At 65.0% G+C, this 17574-nt stretch carries 13 protein-coding genes; 5 read left to right on the forward strand and 8 right to left on the reverse strand.

Translation table 11 applies throughout. From position 1 onward, the window contains the following. Positions 1 to 135: 135 nt before the first annotated feature. Positions 136 to 1599 (reverse strand): glyceraldehyde-3-phosphate dehydrogenase, encoded by a 1464-nt coding sequence (locus LOY42_RS17510; RefSeq protein WP_046856393.1) that lies wholly within the window; start codon positions 1597 to 1599, stop codon positions 136 to 138. 167 nt (positions 1600 to 1766) lie between these two features. Between LOY42_RS17510 and mfd the strand changes: the two genes are divergently transcribed. The 3 genes from mfd to LOY42_RS17525 all read left to right on the forward strand — a co-directional run bounded on the left by mfd (position 1767) and on the right by LOY42_RS17525 (position 9102). After that, on the forward strand, positions 1767 to 5216 hold the full coding sequence (mfd, locus tag LOY42_RS17515) for a transcription-repair coupling factor (protein WP_139672366.1): 3450 nt from the start codon (positions 1767 to 1769) through the stop codon (positions 5214 to 5216). A gap of 9 nt (positions 5217 to 5225) precedes the next feature. Continuing rightward, on the forward strand, positions 5226 to 5786 hold the full coding sequence (locus LOY42_RS17520) for a peptidoglycan binding protein CsiV (protein ID WP_258598611.1): 561 nt from the start codon (positions 5226 to 5228) through the stop codon (positions 5784 to 5786). Between the two features lie 415 nt (positions 5787 to 6201). Continuing rightward, positions 6202 to 9102, forward strand: a complete 2901-nt coding sequence (locus tag LOY42_RS17525; protein ID WP_408981085.1) for a DEAD/DEAH box helicase — start codon at positions 6202 to 6204, stop codon at positions 9100 to 9102. A gap of 66 nt (positions 9103 to 9168) precedes the next feature. Here LOY42_RS17525 and nagZ read toward each other — a convergent pair whose 3' ends face one another. Then, positions 9169 to 10167, reverse strand: a complete 999-nt coding sequence (gene nagZ / locus LOY42_RS17530; protein WP_177486054.1) for a beta-N-acetylhexosaminidase — start codon at positions 10165 to 10167, stop codon at positions 9169 to 9171. Between the two features lie 180 nt (positions 10168 to 10347). After that, on the reverse strand, positions 10348 to 11052 hold the full coding sequence (locus LOY42_RS17535) for a TetR/AcrR family transcriptional regulator (protein ID WP_046856397.1): 705 nt from the start codon (positions 11050 to 11052) through the stop codon (positions 10348 to 10350). Between the two features lie 219 nt (positions 11053 to 11271). On the opposite strand from LOY42_RS17535, the gene lexA reads away from it, so the two are divergent. Both lexA and sulA read left to right on the forward strand, forming a co-directional pair. Continuing rightward, positions 11272 to 11880: a transcriptional repressor LexA gene (gene lexA, locus LOY42_RS17540; protein ID WP_110698740.1), complete on the forward strand. Its 609-nt coding sequence runs from the start codon at positions 11272 to 11274 to the stop codon at positions 11878 to 11880. A 13-nt stretch (positions 11881 to 11893) separates the two neighbouring features. Next, positions 11894 to 12370, forward strand: coding sequence for an SOS-induced cell division inhibitor SulA (gene sulA, locus LOY42_RS17545; protein WP_139672383.1), 477 nt, complete (start codon positions 11894 to 11896; stop codon positions 12368 to 12370). A 51-nt stretch (positions 12371 to 12421) separates the two neighbouring features. On the opposite strand, the gene LOY42_RS17550 is transcribed toward sulA, so the two are convergent. The 5 genes from LOY42_RS17550 to fadA form a co-directional block, all read right to left on the reverse strand. Next, positions 12422 to 12655 carry a hypothetical protein gene (locus LOY42_RS17550; RefSeq protein WP_023630868.1) on the reverse strand — a complete coding sequence of 78 codons (234 nt, stop codon included), beginning with the start codon at positions 12653 to 12655 and terminating at the stop codon, positions 12422 to 12424. 51 nt (positions 12656 to 12706) lie between these two features. Then, positions 12707 to 13228, reverse strand: coding sequence for a DUF6586 family protein (locus LOY42_RS17555; RefSeq protein WP_139672386.1), 522 nt, complete (start codon positions 13226 to 13228; stop codon positions 12707 to 12709). Between the two features lie 109 nt (positions 13229 to 13337). Next, positions 13338 to 15947 carry a type I DNA topoisomerase gene (gene topA, locus LOY42_RS17560; RefSeq protein WP_139672389.1) on the reverse strand — a complete coding sequence of 870 codons (2610 nt, stop codon included), beginning with the start codon at positions 15945 to 15947 and terminating at the stop codon, positions 13338 to 13340. A gap of 100 nt (positions 15948 to 16047) precedes the next feature. Then, positions 16048 to 16299, reverse strand: a complete 252-nt coding sequence (locus tag LOY42_RS17565) for a DUF1653 domain-containing protein (RefSeq protein WP_102683169.1) — start codon at positions 16297 to 16299, stop codon at positions 16048 to 16050. Positions 16300 to 16377: 78 nt separating this feature from the next. Then, on the reverse strand, positions 16378 to 17553 hold the full coding sequence (gene fadA, locus LOY42_RS17570; protein WP_023629457.1) for an acetyl-CoA C-acyltransferase FadA: 1176 nt from the start codon (positions 17551 to 17553) through the stop codon (positions 16378 to 16380). Positions 17554 to 17574 lie beyond the last annotated feature (21 nt).

Genomic DNA, 17574 nt, shown 5'->3' on the forward strand with positions numbered 1-17574 from the left:
CCCACAAAAGGCTCGGCGCCAGCGCCTCTGTGGAAGCCGGCTTGCCGGCGATGAGGCCGGTACAGGCACAGCAGTTATCAGGCAAAAAAAACGGGAACCCGAAGGTTCCCGTTTTCTCAACGCATTACAAGCGGATCAGCGTGGAAACGCTGGCGGGTTCACACCGGCCATGTCTTCCATCACGCGCACCACCTGGCAGCTGTAACCGAATTCGTTGTCGTACCAGACGTACAGGACAACACGGTTGTCGTTGCAGATGGTCGCCTCGGCGTCGACCACACCGGCGTGGCGCGAACCGACGAAGTCGGTCGATACCACTTCCTGGGAGCTGACGTAGTCGATCTGCTTGTGCAGCTCGGAGTGCATGGCGGTCTGGCGCAGGTACTCGTTCAGCTCTTCGCGGTTGGTGGCCTTCTCGAGGTTCAGGTTGAGAATGGCCATCGACACGTTCGGCGTCGGCACACGGATCGCGTTGCCGGTCAGCTTGCCCTTGAGCACTGGCAGGGCCTTGGCGGCGGCGGTCGCGGCACCGGTCTCGGTGATGACCATGTTCAGCGGCGCGGCGCGACCACGACGGCTGCCCTTGTGGAAGTTGTCGATCAGGTTCTGGTCGTTGGTGAACGAGTGAACGGTTTCGACGTGGCCGTTGACGATGCCGTACTGGTCGTTGATGGCCTTGAGCACCGGCACGATGGCGTTGGTGGTGCAGGACGCCGCCGAGATGATCTTGTCGTCGGCGCTGATGTCGCCGTGGTTGATGCCGTGCACGATGTTCTTCAGCGCGCCCTTGCCAGGTGCGGTGAGGATCACGCGGGCGGCGCCCGGGCAGGCCAGGTGCTGGCCGAGGCCGTCGGCGTCACGCCAGACACCGGTGTTGTCGACGATCAGCGCATCGTTGATGCCGTACTGGGTGTAGTCGACTTCGCTCGGGCTCTTGGCGTAGATCACCTGGATCAGGTTGCCGTTGGCAGTGATGGTGTTGTTGGCTTCATCGATGACGATGGTGCCGTCGAACGGACCGTGCACCGAGTCGCGGCGCAGCAGGCTGGCGCGCTTGACCAGGTCGTTCTCGGCGCCCTTGCGCACAACGATGGCGCGCAGGCGCAGGCCGTCACCGCCACCGGTCTTCTCGATCAGGATACGCGCCAGCAGGCGGCCGATGCGGCCGAAGCCGTACAGCACGACGTCGGTGCCCTTGCGTGCGGAAGCGTTCTGCTGACCCACGACGTCGGCCAGTTCGTCACGGACGAACTGCTCGGCGCTGCGGCCATTGCCTTCGACCTTGAACTTGTTGGCCAGCTTGCCCAGGTCCACCGAGGCGGCGCCCAGCTTCAGCTCGCTCATGGCCTTGAGCAGGGGGAATGTCTCGTGGACGGACAGCTCGGTCTCGTCGGTCTGACGGTGACGGGCAAAGCGGTGTGCTTTGAGGATCGAGATAACCGAACGGTTGATCAGGCTGCGGCCATAGATCGAGCTCACCACGTTGTTGTTGCGGTAGAGCTGACCGATAAGCGGGATCATCGCTTCAGCCAGGGCTTCACGATCGATCCACTCACCAAGACACTGGTCGGGCTTCTGAGTCACGGTAACCTTCCACATGTAGGGGAACAAAAAAGGGGCTACATTATGACGCCCCGCGGCGTATCGGGCAATGAGCGCCTGTCGCCGGCGCCAGCCCCCGTCGCCAAGCCCTTTCGAACCTGACAGCGCGCCTCGTCACCGGTACAATCGACCTCTTTGCCGCAACGCTTGGAGTCCGATCTCCCGTGTCAGTTCTGCGCCTACCGCAAATGTCGGCCACGGCCGGCAAACAAACCTGGGGCAACCTGCCCGGCGCGGCCTTGAGCCTGGCCGTCGCCGAGGCTGCCAGTACCGCCGGTCGCTTCACCTTGCTGCTGACCGCCGACAGCCAGGCGGCCGATCGCCTGGAGCAGGAGCTGCGCTTCTTCGCGCCAGAACTGCCGGTGCTGCCTTTCCCCGACTGGGAAACCCTGCCCTACGACCTGTTCTCGCCGCACCAGGACATCATCTCCCAGCGTATCGCCAGCCTCTACCGGCTGCCGGAGCTGGACCACGGCATTCTCGTCGTGCCGATCACCACCGCCCTGCACCGCCTGGCCCCCACGCGCTTCCTGCTGGGCAGCAGCCTGGTGCTGGACGTCGGCCAGAAGATCGACGTCGAGCAGATGCGCGCGCGCCTGGAAGCCAGCGGCTACCGCTGCGTCGACACGGTCTACGAGCATGGCGAGTTCGCCGTGCGCGGCGCGCTGATCGACCTGTTCCCCATGGGCAGCAAGCAGCCGTACCGCATCGACCTGTTCGACGACGAGATCGAGACCCTGCGCACCTTCGACCCGGAGAGCCAGCGCTCGATCGACAAGGTCGACTCGATCCGCCTGTTGCCGGCGCGCGAGTTCCCCATGCAGAAGGACGAGGTGACGCGCTTCAAGGCGCGTTTCCGCGAACGCTTCGACGTCGACTTCCGCCGCAGCGCGATCTTCCAGGACCTCACCAGCGGCATCATCCCCGCTGGCATCGAGTACTACCTGCCGTTGTTCTTCGAAGAAACCGCCACCCTGTTCGACTACCTGCCGACCGACACCCAGGTGTTCTCGCTGCCGGGCGTGGAGCAGGCCGCCGAACACTTCTGGAACGATGTGCGCGGGCGCTATGAAGAGCGCCGCGGCGATATGAGCCGGCCGCTGCTGCCACCGGCGGAGCTGTTCCTGCCGGTGGAGGATTGCTTCGCCCGCCTCAAGCAGTGGCCACGAGTGGTGATCAGCGGCGAAGATGTCGAGGCCGGCGCTGGCCGTGAGCGCTTCGCCGCCCGCGCCCTGCCCAACCTGGCCATCGAGGCCAAGGCCCACCAGCCGCTGGCGGAGCTGGCCAACTTCCTCGACCAGTTCAGCGGCCGCGTGCTGTTCACCGCCGAGTCCGCGGGCCGCCGCGAAGTGCTGCTCGAGTTGCTCGAACGCCTCAAGCTGCGCCCGCAGACCGTCGACGGCTGGGCCGACTTCGTCACCGGCGGCGAACGCCTGGCGATCACCATCGCCCCCTTGGACGACGGCCTGTTGCTGGACGACCCGGCCATTGCCCTGGTAGCGGAAAGCCCGCTGTTCGGCCAGCGCGTGATGCAGCGCAGGCGCCGCGAGAAACGCGGCGAGGCGGCCAACGACGCGGTGATCAAGAACCTCACCGAGCTGCGCGAAGGCGCGCCGGTGGTGCACATCGACCATGGCGTGGGCCGCTACCTGGGCCTGGCCACCCTGGAAATCGACGGCCAGGCCGCCGAGTTCCTCACCCTCGAATACGCCGAGGGCGCCAAGCTCTACGTGCCGGTGGCCAACCTGCACCTGATCGCGCGCTACACCGGCAGCGACGACGCCCTGGCCCCACTGCACCGGCTGGGTTCAGAAGCCTGGCAGAAAGCCAAGCGCAAGGCCGCCGAGCAGGTGCGCGACGTCGCCGCCGAGCTGCTCGATATCTACGCCCGCCGCGCCGCGCGCAAAGGCTATGCCTTCGCCGACCCGGCCGCCGACTACGCCACCTTCAGCGCCGGCTTCCCGTTCGAGGAAACCCCCGACCAGCAGACCGCCATCGAGGCGGTGCGGGCCGACATGCTCGCCGGCCAGCCCATGGACCGCCTGGTGTGCGGCGACGTCGGCTTCGGCAAGACCGAGGTGGCCATGCGCGCCGCCTTCATCGCCGTGCACAGCGGCCGCCAGGTGGCGGTCCTGGTACCCACCACGCTGCTGGCCCAGCAGCACTACAACAGTTTCCGCGACCGCTTCGCCGACTGGCCGGTGAAGGTCGAGGTGATGAGCCGCTTCAAGTCGGCCAAGGAAGTCGCCAGCGCCGCGGCGGAACTGGCCGAAGGCAAGATCGACATCCTCATCGGCACCCACAAGCTGCTGCAGGACGATGTGCGCTTCAAGGACCTGGGCCTGGCCATCATCGACGAGGAACACCGCTTCGGCGTGCGGCAGAAGGAACAGCTCAAGGCGCTGCGCAGCGAGGTGGACATCCTCACACTGACCGCAACGCCGATCCCGCGCACGCTGAACATGGCGGTTTCGGGCATGCGCGACCTGTCGATCATCGCCACCCCGCCAGCGCGGCGCCTGTCGGTGCGCACCTTCGTCATGGAGCAGAACAAGAGCACCGTGAAGGAGGCGCTGCTGCGCGAACTGCTGCGCGGTGGCCAGGTGTACTACCTGCACAACGATGTGAAGAGCATCGAGAAGTGCGCCGCCGAGCTGGCCGAGCTGGTGCCCGAGGCACGTATCGGCATCGGTCACGGGCAGATGCGCGAACGCGAGCTCGAGCAGGTGATGAGTGACTTCTATCACAAGCGTTTCAACGTGCTGATCGCCTCGACCATCATCGAGACCGGCATCGACGTGCCGAGCGCCAACACCATCGTCATCGAGCGCGCCGACAAGTTCGGCCTGGCGCAATTGCACCAGTTGCGTGGTCGGGTCGGGCGCAGCCACCACCAGGCCTATGCCTACCTGCTGACGCCACCGCGCCAGCAAATCAGTGCCGACGCCGAGAAACGCCTGGAGGCCATCGCCAACACCCAGGACCTGGGCGCGGGCTTCGTCCTGGCCACCAACGACCTGGAGATCCGCGGCGCCGGCGAACTGCTCGGCGAAGGCCAGAGCGGGCAGATCCAGGCGGTCGGCTTCACCCTGTACATGGAGATGCTCGAGCGCGCGGTCAAGGCCATCCGCAAGGGCACCCAGCCGAACCTCGAACAGCCACTCGGTGGCGGCCCGGAGATCAACCTGCGCCTGCCGGCGCTGATCCCCGAGGACTACCTGCCCGACGTGCATGCGCGCCTGATCCTGTACAAGCGCATCGCCTCGGCGGCCGACGAAGAGGGCCTCAAGGACCTGCAGGTGGAGATGATCGACCGCTTCGGCCTGCTGCCGGAACCGACCAAGAACCTGATGCGCCTGACCCTGCTCAAGCTGCAGGCGGAAAAGCTCGGCATCAAGAAGGTCGACGCCGGCCCCAACGGCGGCAAGCTCGAGTTCGAGGCCGAAACCCCGGTCGACCCGCTGACCCTGATCAAGCTGATCCAGGGCCAGCCCAAACGCTACAAGTTCGAAGGCGCGACCCAGTTCCGCTTCCTGGTGCCGATGGAACGCCCCGAAGAACGTTTCAACACCCTGGAAGCGCTGTTCGAGCGCCTTACCCCACAAACACACTAAGGAAGCTTCATGCGTGCCATCCGTTGCCTGACCTTGCTGCTGACGCTGATCGCGCCGGCCGCCTTCGCCGCAGGCCCGTATCAGGTGGAAATGGTCCTGGTGCGGCAGAACGCCGTAGCGGCCATTACCAGCCCGTTTGCCCCGGAAGACTGGAGCGCCGGCGCGCCACGCCTGGACAAGGGCGCTGAACGCCCGACCGGCCTGGGTGACGAGGTCACCCGCCTGCAGGCCACCGCCGACTACACCGTGCTGCTGCACAAGGCCTGGCAACAGGATGGCGAAACCATTGCCCTGAGTGCCGGTGACGAACAGTTCGGCCACTTCCCGATCGAGGGCAACCTGCGCATCAAGGAAAGCCGCTTCATCGCCGTTGACGCCAACCTCTGGGTCAACCAGCTCGACAGCAATGGCAGCGTGCTGCGCAGCGAGCAGTTCAAGCAGAGCAACAGCAACATGAAGGCCGGGCAGCTGACCTTCCTCGATGGCGGGCACCTGGCCGTGCTGCTCAAGGTCTCACCGGCCGGCATGCGCAAGATGCCGCTGCCCGACCCGGAAATGATGGAGCAGTGAAACCGTGAACGCCGATGTGCAGAAGCTGGCGGCCGAGAACCCGAGCTGGAAGCGCGACTTTTCCGCGGCCACCCTGCAACGTGGCGAGCGCTACGCCGAACAGGGCCTGGTGCAGATCCAGTCCCACGGCGATTCACGCATCGAGTCCACCTGCCGCGGCAGCGGCGGCAATGTCTACCGCCAGCGGATCATCATCACCGCGGGGCCATCCGGGCAGTGCCACGTGCGCGGCAAATGCTCCTGCCCGGTCGGCGAGAACTGCAAGCACTGCGCCGCCGCGCTCTACACCCTGGCCAGCAGCTACGGGCGCGGCGCGGCCAGCGGCGAGCAACTGCCCCATCACCTGCAGCATTGGTTGCAAGGCCTGGAGCAGCCCACCCCCAGGCAAGACGGCGCTGAAGACCGGCGCGGGCGCATGGTCTGCTACCAACTCATGCTCAAGGACGACAAGAGCTGCGCCTTGCGCGTGCGCAAAGGCACCCGCGAAGAGCATGGCATTCGCTACAGCCGCATCCATTCGCTGTACGAACTGCTCTACGAGCCACCGAAATACGTCAAGGAAGAAGACCTGCGCATCCTGCGCCAGCTGTCGGCGCAGAACGCGCCCTTCGGCCAGGAACGCGGTTTCGCGCTCAAGGGGCACGAAGGCGGCGAACTGCTGCAGCGGGCACTGGATACCGGGCGCCTGATGTTCATCGAAGACTTTCCCTTGATGGTTCAGGGCGCCCCGCGCCAGGCGCAATTCCGCTGGGTACGCCTGAACAGCGGTGACTATCGGGGCATGTGGTACAACGGCGAGGAACCGCTCAATTGCGTGCTGCCGCTGGTGCCGCTGTTCTACTTCGATGTCGACAGCCAAGAAGTCGGCACCGTCACCCACACCCTCGACCCGCACACCGCCCTGCAGCTGTCCCTTGCCCCCGATGTACCGGAACACCTTATCGTGCCCCTCAGCCACAAGCTCAACGCGCTCAACCATCGCCTGCCGACCCCCACCGCCGTGCAGGAGGAACAGCTCGACGGCATCGAGCCGACCCCACACTTGACCCTCGGCAGTCTCGAATTCAGCGCCTACACGCCCAAGACCGGGCGCATGCAACGCCAGATGCAGCACCGCGCCGCGCTGGCGTTCGACTACGACGGCCTGCGTGCCAGCGGCAGCGACGACAAGTCACTCAGCCGCCTGGTGGGCACCACCAGCCAGCGCATCCAGCGCCAGCCACAGGCCGAGCAGGCCCTGCGCATGGCCCTGCGCGACCACGGCTTCAAGGTGGCGACCCGCCAGAGCAAGGCCCTCCCCGACAGTGCCGGCGAAATGTACCAGTTGCCCGACGACGAAGCCTGGCTGCGCTTCGCCCGCGAAGGCCTGCCGCGTCTGCGCGAGGCGGGCTGGGCGATCGACGTGCACCGCGACTTCGCGTTCAACCTGCACGAGGTCGACGACTGGTATGCCACCATCGAGGAAGCGCCAGGCCAAGAATGGTTCGACCTTGAGCTGGGTATTGTGGTGGACGGCCAGCGCCACAGCTTGCTGCCCATAGTCCTGCAACTGCTGCGCACCAGCCCGGAACTGCTGCGGCCCAGCGAACTGGCGCGGCGCAATGACGACGAGCACCTGCTGATTGACCTCAACCGCGCCCGCCATGACGGCCCGGCGCTGCGGGTCGCCCTGCCCTACGGGCGCATCAAGGCGGTGATGGGCACCCTGGGCGAACTGTACCTGCACGAGGACGCCGTGGGCCCGAGCCTGCGCCTGGACCGCACCGATGCCGCGCGCCTCAACGAAATCGACCACCTGCCGCTGCAATGGGAAGGCGGCAGCCATGTGCGCGACCTGGGCCGACGCCTGCGTGACGCTCGCGACCTGCAGGTGATACCGCCCAAAGGCCTGAACGCCACATTGCGCCCCTACCAGCAGCAAGGCCTGAACTGGCTGCAGGCCCTGCGCGAGATGGGCACCGGCGGCATCCTCGGCGACGACATGGGCTTGGGCAAGACCCTGCAGACCCTGGCCCACCTGCTGCTGGAGAAAGAAAGCGGGCGCCTGGCACATCCGGCGCTGGCGGTGATGCCCACCAGCCTGGTGCCCAACTGGCTCGACGAAGCCCGGCGCTTCGCCCCCGACCTGCGCGTGCTGGCCTTGCACGGCCCAGGCCGCAACAAGCACTTCGCCAATCTGGCCGACTATGACCTGGTGCTGACCACCTACGCCCTCGCCCCCCGCGACCTCGAACCACTCAAGGCCCAGCCCTGGCACCTGCTGGTGCTGGACGAGGCACAGAACATCAAGAGCAGCACCAGCAAGGCGGCCCAGGCCGTTCGCGAGCTGCAGGCCAGCCAGCGGCTGTGCCTGACCGGCACGCCGATGGAGAACAACCTCGGCGAGCTATGGTCGATCTTCCACTTCCTGATGCCCGGCTGGCTGGGCGACAGCAAGCGCTTCACCCAGGACTACCGTACCCCGATCGAGCGTCACGGCGACGCTGAGCGCATGGCCCATCTGGCCAGCCGCATCCGCCCGTTCCTGCTGCGCCGTACCAAGGAACAGGTGGCCACCGAACTGCCGGCCAAGACCGAAATGATCCACTGGGTCGAGCTCAGCGACGCCCAACGCGACACCTACGAGGCGCTGCGGGTGGCAATGGACAAGAAGGTCCGCGACGAGATCGCCCGCAACGGCGCCGCGCGCAGCCAGATCGTCATCCTCGACGCGCTGCTCAAGCTGCGCCAGGTGTGTTGCGACCTGCGCCTGGTCAAGGGTACCGAGGCCAAGGGCACATTCGCCGACAAGGGCAAGCTGGGCAGCCTGCTGGAGATGCTTGAGGAGCTGCTCAGCGAGGGGCGCAAGGTGCTGCTGTTCTCGCAGTTCACCTCGATGCTGGCACTGATCGAGTTCGAGCTGGAGAAGCGCGGCATCCGCTACAGCCTGCTGACCGGCGACACCCGCGACCGCCGCGCTCCCGTGCAGCAGTTCCAGAATGGCGACAGCGAGGTATTCCTGATCAGCCTCAAGGCCGGCGGCACCGGGTTGAACCTGACCGCCGCCGACACTGTGATCCACTACGACCCGTGGTGGAACCCCGCCAGCGAGAACCAGGCCACCGACCGCGCCTACCGCATCGGCCAGGACAAGCCGGTGTTCGTGTTCAAGCTGATCACCCGTGGAACGGTGGAAGAGAAGATCCAGCAATTGCAGCAAGAGAAGGCGGCACTGGCAGCCGGGCTGCTCGATGGCGGGCAGGCCGGGCAATGGCGGTTGGGGGATGAAGAGATCGAGGCGCTGTTCGCGCCGCTGCCGGGCAAACGAAGTAAGTAAAAGCCCGCTCCCATGAACCCTCAGGGGGGCGTGCCAGCGGGCTTGCCCGGGACGAGGCCAGCGAGATCAATCGACCAGCTGAGCTTCCTTCAGCGCCCCCAGCGCCTCCAGCCAACGCGGCTGCTGGCGGTAATCGGTACGCGCAAAGCCCTGCCCGCGCATCCGTGCAATCCGCGGCGACGGCTTGACCTTCATGCGCTGCGCCGCGCTCAGCGCCAGCTCGGCCGAAGCCCGGTCATTGCACACCAGGCCCATGTCGCAGCCCGCGCTCAATGCAGCCTCGATGCGGCTGGCGGCATCGCCCACCACGTGGGCGCCGGCCATGGACAAGTCATCGCTGAAGATCACCCCGTCGAAGCCCAGCTCGCCGCGCAGGATGTCCTGCAGCCAGCGCCGGGAGAAGCCGGCCGGCTGGTTGTCGACCTGCGGGTAGATCACGTGGGCCGGCATCACCGCCGCCAACTGCCCGCTCAGGCGGGTGAACGGCACCAGGTCGGCCGCGCGCAGCTGTTCCAGGCTGCGCTCATCGACCGGGATCGCCACATGGGAATCGGCCTCGGCCCAGCCGTGACCGGGGAAATGCTTGCCACAGGCGGCCATGCCCGCGGCATTCATGCCACGGATGAAGGCGCCGGCCAGTTCGGTAGCCCGCTGCGGATTGCCTTCGAAGGCGCGGCTGCCGACCACGGCACTGCGCTGATGGTCGAGGTCCAGCACCGGGGCAAAGCTCAGGTCCAGGCCTACCGCCAGCACCTCGGTGGCCATCAGCCAGCCGCACTGCTCGGCCAGGTATTCGGCATTGGCGTTGTCGGCGATGGCGCGCATGGCCGGCAGGCGCACGAAGCCCTGGCGCAGGCGCTGGACCCGCCCGCCTTCCTGGTCCACGGCCAGGATCAGGTCGGGGCGGATGGCGCGGATCGAGGCGCACAGCTCGCGCACCTGGCGTGGGCTGTCGATGTTGCGGGCAAAGATGATCAGGCCGGCCACTTCGGGCTGGCGCAGCAGATGGCGGTCTTCGGCGGTCAGCCATTTACCGGCGATATCCACCATCAGGGAGCCTTGCAGGCTGGCAGTCATTGGGAATCCTTCATTGGAGATCCGGAGGTCGCGCAGACGCACGCACACATCGGACAACGCGGTGTCCGATGGTTCAGTGGCGAAGCTGCCGTGCTGACGGGAATTGCGGCGGGGGCGAGTTCAGGCATGGGCGCTAGCTTAGCGCAAGCGCCCTGCCCCGCCCAGTGCTCAGGCCTTGGCGGGCGCGCCGGACTTGCTGCGTGGGCGCAATTGCGCCGCGGCCATGGCCTGGTCGGTGACACCGCTGTCGGCACGCATGCCGGCGGCCAGGAACGGCACCATCAGGCGCATCACCTGCTCGATCGAGGTGTTGATGCCGAAGTCGGTTTCGGCGATGGCGCGCAGGGCCTTGATACCCGACATGCTGAACGCCGCGGCGCCGAGCATGAAGTGCACGCGCCAGAACAGCTCCAGTGGCGGAATGCGCGGCGCGGCCTCGTTGACCAGCAGCATGTAGCGGCGGAACACCTTGCCGTACATGTCTTCCAGGTAACGGCGCAGGTGCCCCTGGCTCTGGCTGAAGGCCAGGCCCAGCAGGCGCATGAAGATCGACAGGTCGTTGTTGCTGCGCGGTTGCACGACCAAGGCCTGCTCCACCAGCATTTCCAGCAGCTCCTCGAGCGAAGCCTTCTGCTCGGGACGCGCCTGGTGGCGGTCGAGCTCACGCTCCAGGCTGGCGCAGAACGGGCCCAGGAAGCGGGAAAAGACTGCCTGGATCAGGGCTTTCTTCGAACCGAAATGGTAGTTCACCGCCGCCAGGTTGACTCCGGCCTTGCTGGTGATCAGCCGCAATGAGGTTTCCGCGAACCCGCGCTCCGCGAACAGCTGCTCCGCCGCATCGAGGATGCGCTCAACGGTTTCCGATTGGGCCATGACTACTCCGCCTGACAAACAGTTGTTTGAAACATACGTTTCAGTGCTGCACATGTCAAGGCTGGGTGACTGGCCGGTCGCCATTTAAAAGCGCCAAGCCACAAGCTGCAAGCGACAAGATGCACCCGACGCGCTCTATTTCTTGCAGCGAGTAGCTTGCAGCCGCCTCATCACTGTATATAATCCCAGTCACTGTATATAAAGACAGAGCCCTCGCCCATGCTGAAACTGACGCCACGCCAAGCCGAGATTCTGGCTTTCATCAAACGCTGCCTCGAAGACAACGGCTTCCCGCCGACCCGTGCCGAGATCGCCCAGGAGTTGGGCTTCAAGTCGCCCAACGCCGCCGAGGAGCACCTGAAAGCCCTGGCCCGCAAGGGCGCCATCGAGATGACCCCTGGCGCTTCCCGCGGTATCCGCATCCCCGGCCTCGAGCCCAAGCAAGAGGACAGCGGCCTGCCCATCATCGGTCGCGTCGCTGCCGGTGCACCGATCCTCGCCGAGCAGCACATCGAGGATTCCTGCAGCATCAACCCGGCCTTCTTCCATCCGCGCGCCGATTACCTGCTGCGGGTACACGGCATGAGCATGAAGGACATCGGCATTTTCGACGGCGACCTGCTCGCCGTGCACACCACCCGCGAAGCCCGCAACGGCCAGGTGGTGGTAGCCCGCATTGGCGACGAAGTGACCGTCAAGCGCTTCAAGCGCGAAGGCAGCAAGGTCTGGCTGATCGCCGAGAACCCCGAATTCGCCCCCATCGAAGTCGACCTGAAAGACCAGGAACTGGTGATCGAGGGCTTGAGCGTCGGCGTCCTGCGCCGCTGAACCAGGAGGCGTCATGCAGCCGTTCACCCATGTACCCCAGCAAGCCCAGCTGCCGCTGTTCGAAGCCTTCCTTGCCCAGCCGGTGCTACCAGGCCTCAAGCCCAGCGCGCCACCGCGCAAGAGCAGCCAGCCAGAGCTGTTCAGCGAGCTGGCCCTGCGCGGCGCGCCAGGGCACTGCCAGAGCCTGCTGGCGCCGATCCTGCGCGAACTCAGCGAAGAAGACGACAGCCGCTGGCTGACGCTCATCGCCCCACCCGGCAGCCTCACCCAGGCCTGGCTGCGCGACGCCGGCCTAAACCGCGAACGCATCCTGCTGCTGCAACCCGGCGGCAGGCAGACAGCCCTGCAACTGGCCTGCGAGGCACTGCGCCTCGGGCACAGCCATACCGTGGTCAGCTGGCTGGGCACCATCAACAGCAACGCCCGCCAACAGCTGCAGCGCGCAGCGGCCAGCGGAAACGCACAAAGCCTGAACATCCGCCTCGGCTGATGTTCAGGCTTTGCCTGTCAATCGCTTGAAACCCTGGGCCGCTACCGTGGCTCAGTGAAGGACGCGCGGCCCCTCTTCACGCTCGAAGTCACCTTCAACCAGGCGACCGGCCATTTGCACGCCAACGCTGAGCATGGCCTTGGCCACCTCCACATGCTGTCCTTGCAGGAATGCCTTGGCATCCTCGGAGAAATCCAGGGTTACCAGGGAGCCTTCATCCTCGGCGCGGCGCAGCTCGATCCGGCCATCAGGCAACTCGACAATTTCTAGAAAGGACGTTGACATAAAGGGCCTGCTTTTCACGAAAGGCCATTAGTGTACCAGCCATGGAAGCGCTCAGCACTCACTCAGCGCATCGCGGAATCGTCTCACCAGGCTTTTCAGGTTCTGCCGCCAGGCCTCCAACTCCTCCCGGGAAAGCTCAGCCGGCTCAGGCTCGTCCAGATTGACGGCCTGGATCAGCGGCTGGGTAACGTCACCCTTGACGGTTTTCTTGGCGACCGGTGGTCGGAACAAATCGGCATAAGCCGCCAGCAGACGCGCCAGCCAGGTTTCCGGCTGGCGGGCCAACTCCAACAGCTCGGCCATTTCCGGGATCGCCACGCTCTGCAGCACCTCGTCGCTGAACAGCAATTCCGCCCGTGCCGCCGAGGCCTGGGGCAGGCGGTAGAAGCCGGCGATCTCATGGCACAGCCCAAGCAGCGCGCCATACAGGTGGAACAGCGCCGACTCGCGCTCGGCCTGGAGCAGGCCCTGGGCATTCATCGCCTGGCTGTCCGCGGCCTTGGCCATGGACTCCAGCGCGAGGCCGGCGAAGAACAGTTTCTGGTTGGTGCGAGTGTAGAGTTCCTGGGCCATTTCGACTGACTCCTGAAGGCTGCAAGGCGATTGCCTGCAGTTTCAGGGATTGCGCTTTGCTTGTCATCAAATGACTGGGGCCGCTCCGCGCCCCAGTCACGCCTTCAGATCAGCGCTTGTCTTCGACCTTCCACACCTTGCCGTCGTAGAACGCCTTCCAGCCGGTAGGCTTGCCGTCAACCTCGGACTGCACGTACTGCTCCTTGGTCTTGCGGCTATAGCGGATCACCGTCGGGCGCCCTTCCGGGTCCTTCTGTGGCGCCTCGCAGAGGAAGTGATACTTCGGATCGATCTCATGCTTGTGCGGGACGATCTCCAGCACCAGCGGCGCACGGGTTTCGCGGTTTTTCGGGAACTGGCTGGCGGCCAGGAACAGACCTGAGGCACCGTCACGCAGCACGTAGGTATCGTCGACCTTCTCGCACTTGAGCTCCGGCATGTCCACCTTGTCCATTTTCGGTGGCGCCGCCTCGCCGCTCTTGAGCAGCTTGCGGGTGTTCTTGCAGGTTGGGTTGGTGCAGCCGAAGAACTTGCCGAAACGGCCGGTCTTGAGCTGCATCTCGCTGCCGCACTTGTCGCATTCCAGGCTCGGGCCTTCGTAGCCCTTGATGCGGTAGTTGCCTTCTTCGATCTCGTAGCCGACGCAGTCCGGGTTGTTACCGCAGATGTGAAGCTTGCGCTTCTCGTCGAGCAGGTAGGCATCCATCGCCGTCGCGCAGATCGGGCAGCGGTGCTTGCCGCGCAGCACCAGGGACTCGGACTCGCCCTCGTCGTCAGCGGCGATTTCGTCGCCCGGCACCAGGTTGACCGTTGCCTTGCAACGCTCCTTCGGCGGCAAGCTATAGCCCGAGCAGCCGAGGAACACGCCGGTGGACGCGGTACGGATCATCATTGGCCGGCCACATTCCTTGCACGGAATGTTGGTCAGGGTCGGCTGGTTGGCGCGCATGCCGTGCTCGCTGGACTCGGCGGTCTGCAACTTCTTGCTGAAGTCGCCATAGAACTCGTCGAGGACGTTCTTCCAGTCACGCTCGCCCTGGGCCACATCGTCGAGGTTCTCTTCCATGCCGGCGGTAAAGCCGTAGTCCATCAGGTTGGAGAAGCTCTCCGACAAGCGCTCGGTGACGATGTCGCCCATCTTCTCGGAGTAGAAGCGACGGTTGTGCAGGGTAACGTAGCCGCGGTCCTGGATGGTGGAAATGATCGCCGCATAGGTGGATGGGCGGCCGATGCCGCGCTTTTCCATCTCCTTGACCAGGCTGGCTTCGGTGAAGCGCGCCGGCGGCTTGGTGAAGTGCTGGCTGGGATCGAGCTGGATCAGCTTGAGCGCTTCACCCTGGGCCATTTCCGGCAGCACGTCGTCTTCGCCCGGTTTGCTCTGCTGCGGCAGGACACGGGTGTAACCATCAAACTTGAGGATACGGCCCTTGGCGCGCAGCTCGAACTCGCCCGCTACCACAGTGACACTGGTGGACAGGTACTGCGCCGGCGGCATCTGGCAAGCCAGGAACTGGCGCCAGATCAGCTCGTACAGGCGCTCGGCGTCACGCTCCATGCCACTGAGCTTGGTCGGGTGGGTACTGACGTCGGACGGACGGATCGCTTCGTGCGCCTCCTGGGCCCCTTCCTTGCTGCCATAGACGATGGGCGCGGCAGGCAGGTACTGCTTGCCGAACTCCTTCTCGATGTAGCTGCGGGCCATCTCGACAGCGTCGGTCGACAGGTTGGTCGAGTCGGTACGCATGTAGGTGATGTAGCCGGCTTCGTACAGACGCTGGGCCATCATCATGGTCTTCTTCACCCCGAAGCCCAGGCGATTGCTTGCGGCCTGCTGCAGGGTGGAGGTAATGAACGGTGCCGAAGGCTTGCTGCTGGTCGGCCGGTCCTCGCGCTTGCTCACGCTGTAGCTCGAGGCCTTGAGCTTCTCCAGCGCGGCCATGGCCTGGGCTTCGTTAAGCGGCTTGAAGGCCTCGCCCTTCTCACGGGCTACCTCGAAACGCACCTTGGCGTTCTTGGCAGTACCCAGGTCGGCGTGGACTTCCCAGTACTCTTCGGGATTGAACGCCCGGATCTCGCGCTCGCGCTCGACCACCAGCTTCACCGCCACCGACTGTACGCGGCCGGCAGAAAGGCCACGGGCGATTTTCGCCCACAGCAGCGGCGAGACCATGTAGCCAACCACGCGATCAAGGAAACGCCGCGCCTGCTGGGCGTTGACCCGGTCAATATCGAGCTCGCCCGGCTGGGAGAAGGCTTCCTGGATGGCTTTCTTGGTGATCTCGTTGAACACCACGCGCTTGTAACGACTGTCGTCGCCGCCGATGGCCTCGCGCAGGTGCCAGGCGATGGCTTCCCCCTCGCGATCCAAGTCGGTTGCGAGATAGATGGTGTCGGCATCCTTGGCCAGGCGGCGCAGCTCCTCGATGACCTTCTCCTTGCCGGGAAGGATCTCGTACTTGGCCTTCCAGCCCGCCTCGGGGTCGACGCCCATGCGTGCAACCAGGGTACGGCGCGCCTTTTCCTTCGGCGACAAGGCCGGAGCCTCGGCCGCGGCCTTGCCACGCTTGGCCGCCGGTTCCTTGCTCGCACTGGCGGAACCGCTGGTGGGAAGGTCACGGATGTGGCCGATACTCGACTTCACCACGTACTGGCTGCCCAGGTACTTGTTGATGGTCTTGGCCTTGGCCGGGGATTCCACAATGACCAGCGATTTGCCCATGGATCGGAGTATTCCTGAATCTGAAGATGAAAAACGCGTCAGGTGCCGGACGCGGCACCGCTATATATAGTGGCAAAAGAGTGAGGTCAAGCGCGGTCTATCACTCGTGCACCTTGCCCAGCCGCTCGCCAAGGCCCTCTTCGGCCTTGACCAAAGCAAAGCGTGGCACCTGCTCGCCGTCAACCTCGACGGACTCCTGGAACATCGAAAGTGGCCTGACCCAGAAGCTGTAATCACCATACAGACACTGGTAGAACACCATCCACTCCTCGCTCTCGGAGTGTCGCGCAGCGCTGAAAACACGGTACTCAGGGCCTTTGTAATGCCGGTACACACCAGGTTGTATCTGCATGTCGCTCGCCCTCTTGAACAAATCCTGTAAAAAACAAAAGCCGGGGCACATGGCCCCGGCTGCTGTCCTGCGACGCGATCAGACGCGTTCGAAGACAGTGGTGATGCCTTGGCCCAGGCCGACACACATGGTGGCGACGCCCAGGGTACCGCCATTTTGCTTCATGACGTTGAGCAGGGTGCCGGAAATCCGCGCCCCCGAGCAACCGAACGGGTGACCCAGGGCGATAGCGCCGCCGTGCAGGTTAACCTTCTCATTCATCTTGTCGAGCACTTTCAGATCTTTCAGCACCGGCAGGGCCTGTGCGGCGAAAGCTTCGTTGAGCTCGAAGAAGTCGATGTCGGCGATGGTCAGACCAGCGCGCTTGAGGGCTTTCTGCGTCGACGGGACCGGGCCGTAGCCCATGATCGCCGGGTCCACGCCGGCGACCGCCATCGAACGGATGACCGCCAGTGGCTGGATCCCCAGGTCCATGGCGCGCTGGCCGGACATGACGATCATGCACGAGGCGCCGTCGGTGATCTGCGACGAGGTGCCCGCGGTGACGGTGCCGCCTTTCGGGTTGAACGCCGGCTTGAGCGACGCCAGGCCTTCGAGGGTGGTTTCCGGGCGAATGGTCTCGTCGTAGTCGAAGACCTTCAGGAAGCCGTTCTCGTCGTAGCCCTGCATCGGGATGATCTCGTCCTTGAACTTGCCTTCGACCGTCGCCTTGTGGGCGAGCTGGTGCGAACGCACACCGAACAGATCCTGTTGCTCACGGGTGATGCCGTGCATCTTGCCCAGCATCTCGGCAGTCAGGCCCATCATCCCGGAAGCCTTGGCAGCGTGCAAGGACAGGTGTGGGTTGGGGTCGACGCCATGCATCATGCTGACGTGACCCATGTGCTCGACACCACCGATGACGAACACGTCGCCGTTGCCGGTCATGATCGCCTGGGCGGCGGTGTGCAGCGCGCTCATCGACGAGCCGCACAGGCGGCTGACGGTTTGCGCGGCGGAGGTGTGCGGGATCTGGGTCATCAGCGAGGCCATGCGGGCGATGTTCCAGCCCTGCTCCAGGGTCTGGTTGACGCAGCCCCAGATCACGTCTTCGACTTCTTTCGGGTCGACCTTGTCGTTGCGCTCCAGCAGCTTGCTGATCAGGTGCGCGGACATGTCTTCGGCACGGGTGTTGCGGTGCATGCCACCCTTGGAGCGGCCCATCGGCGTGCGACCGAAGTCGACAATCACCACGTCTCTTGGATTCAGGCTCATATCAATATTCTCGCTCTAGCT

Source organism: Pseudomonas sp. B21-023 (assembly GCF_024749165.1).
Classification (GTDB): domain Bacteria; phylum Pseudomonadota; class Gammaproteobacteria; order Pseudomonadales; family Pseudomonadaceae; genus Aquipseudomonas.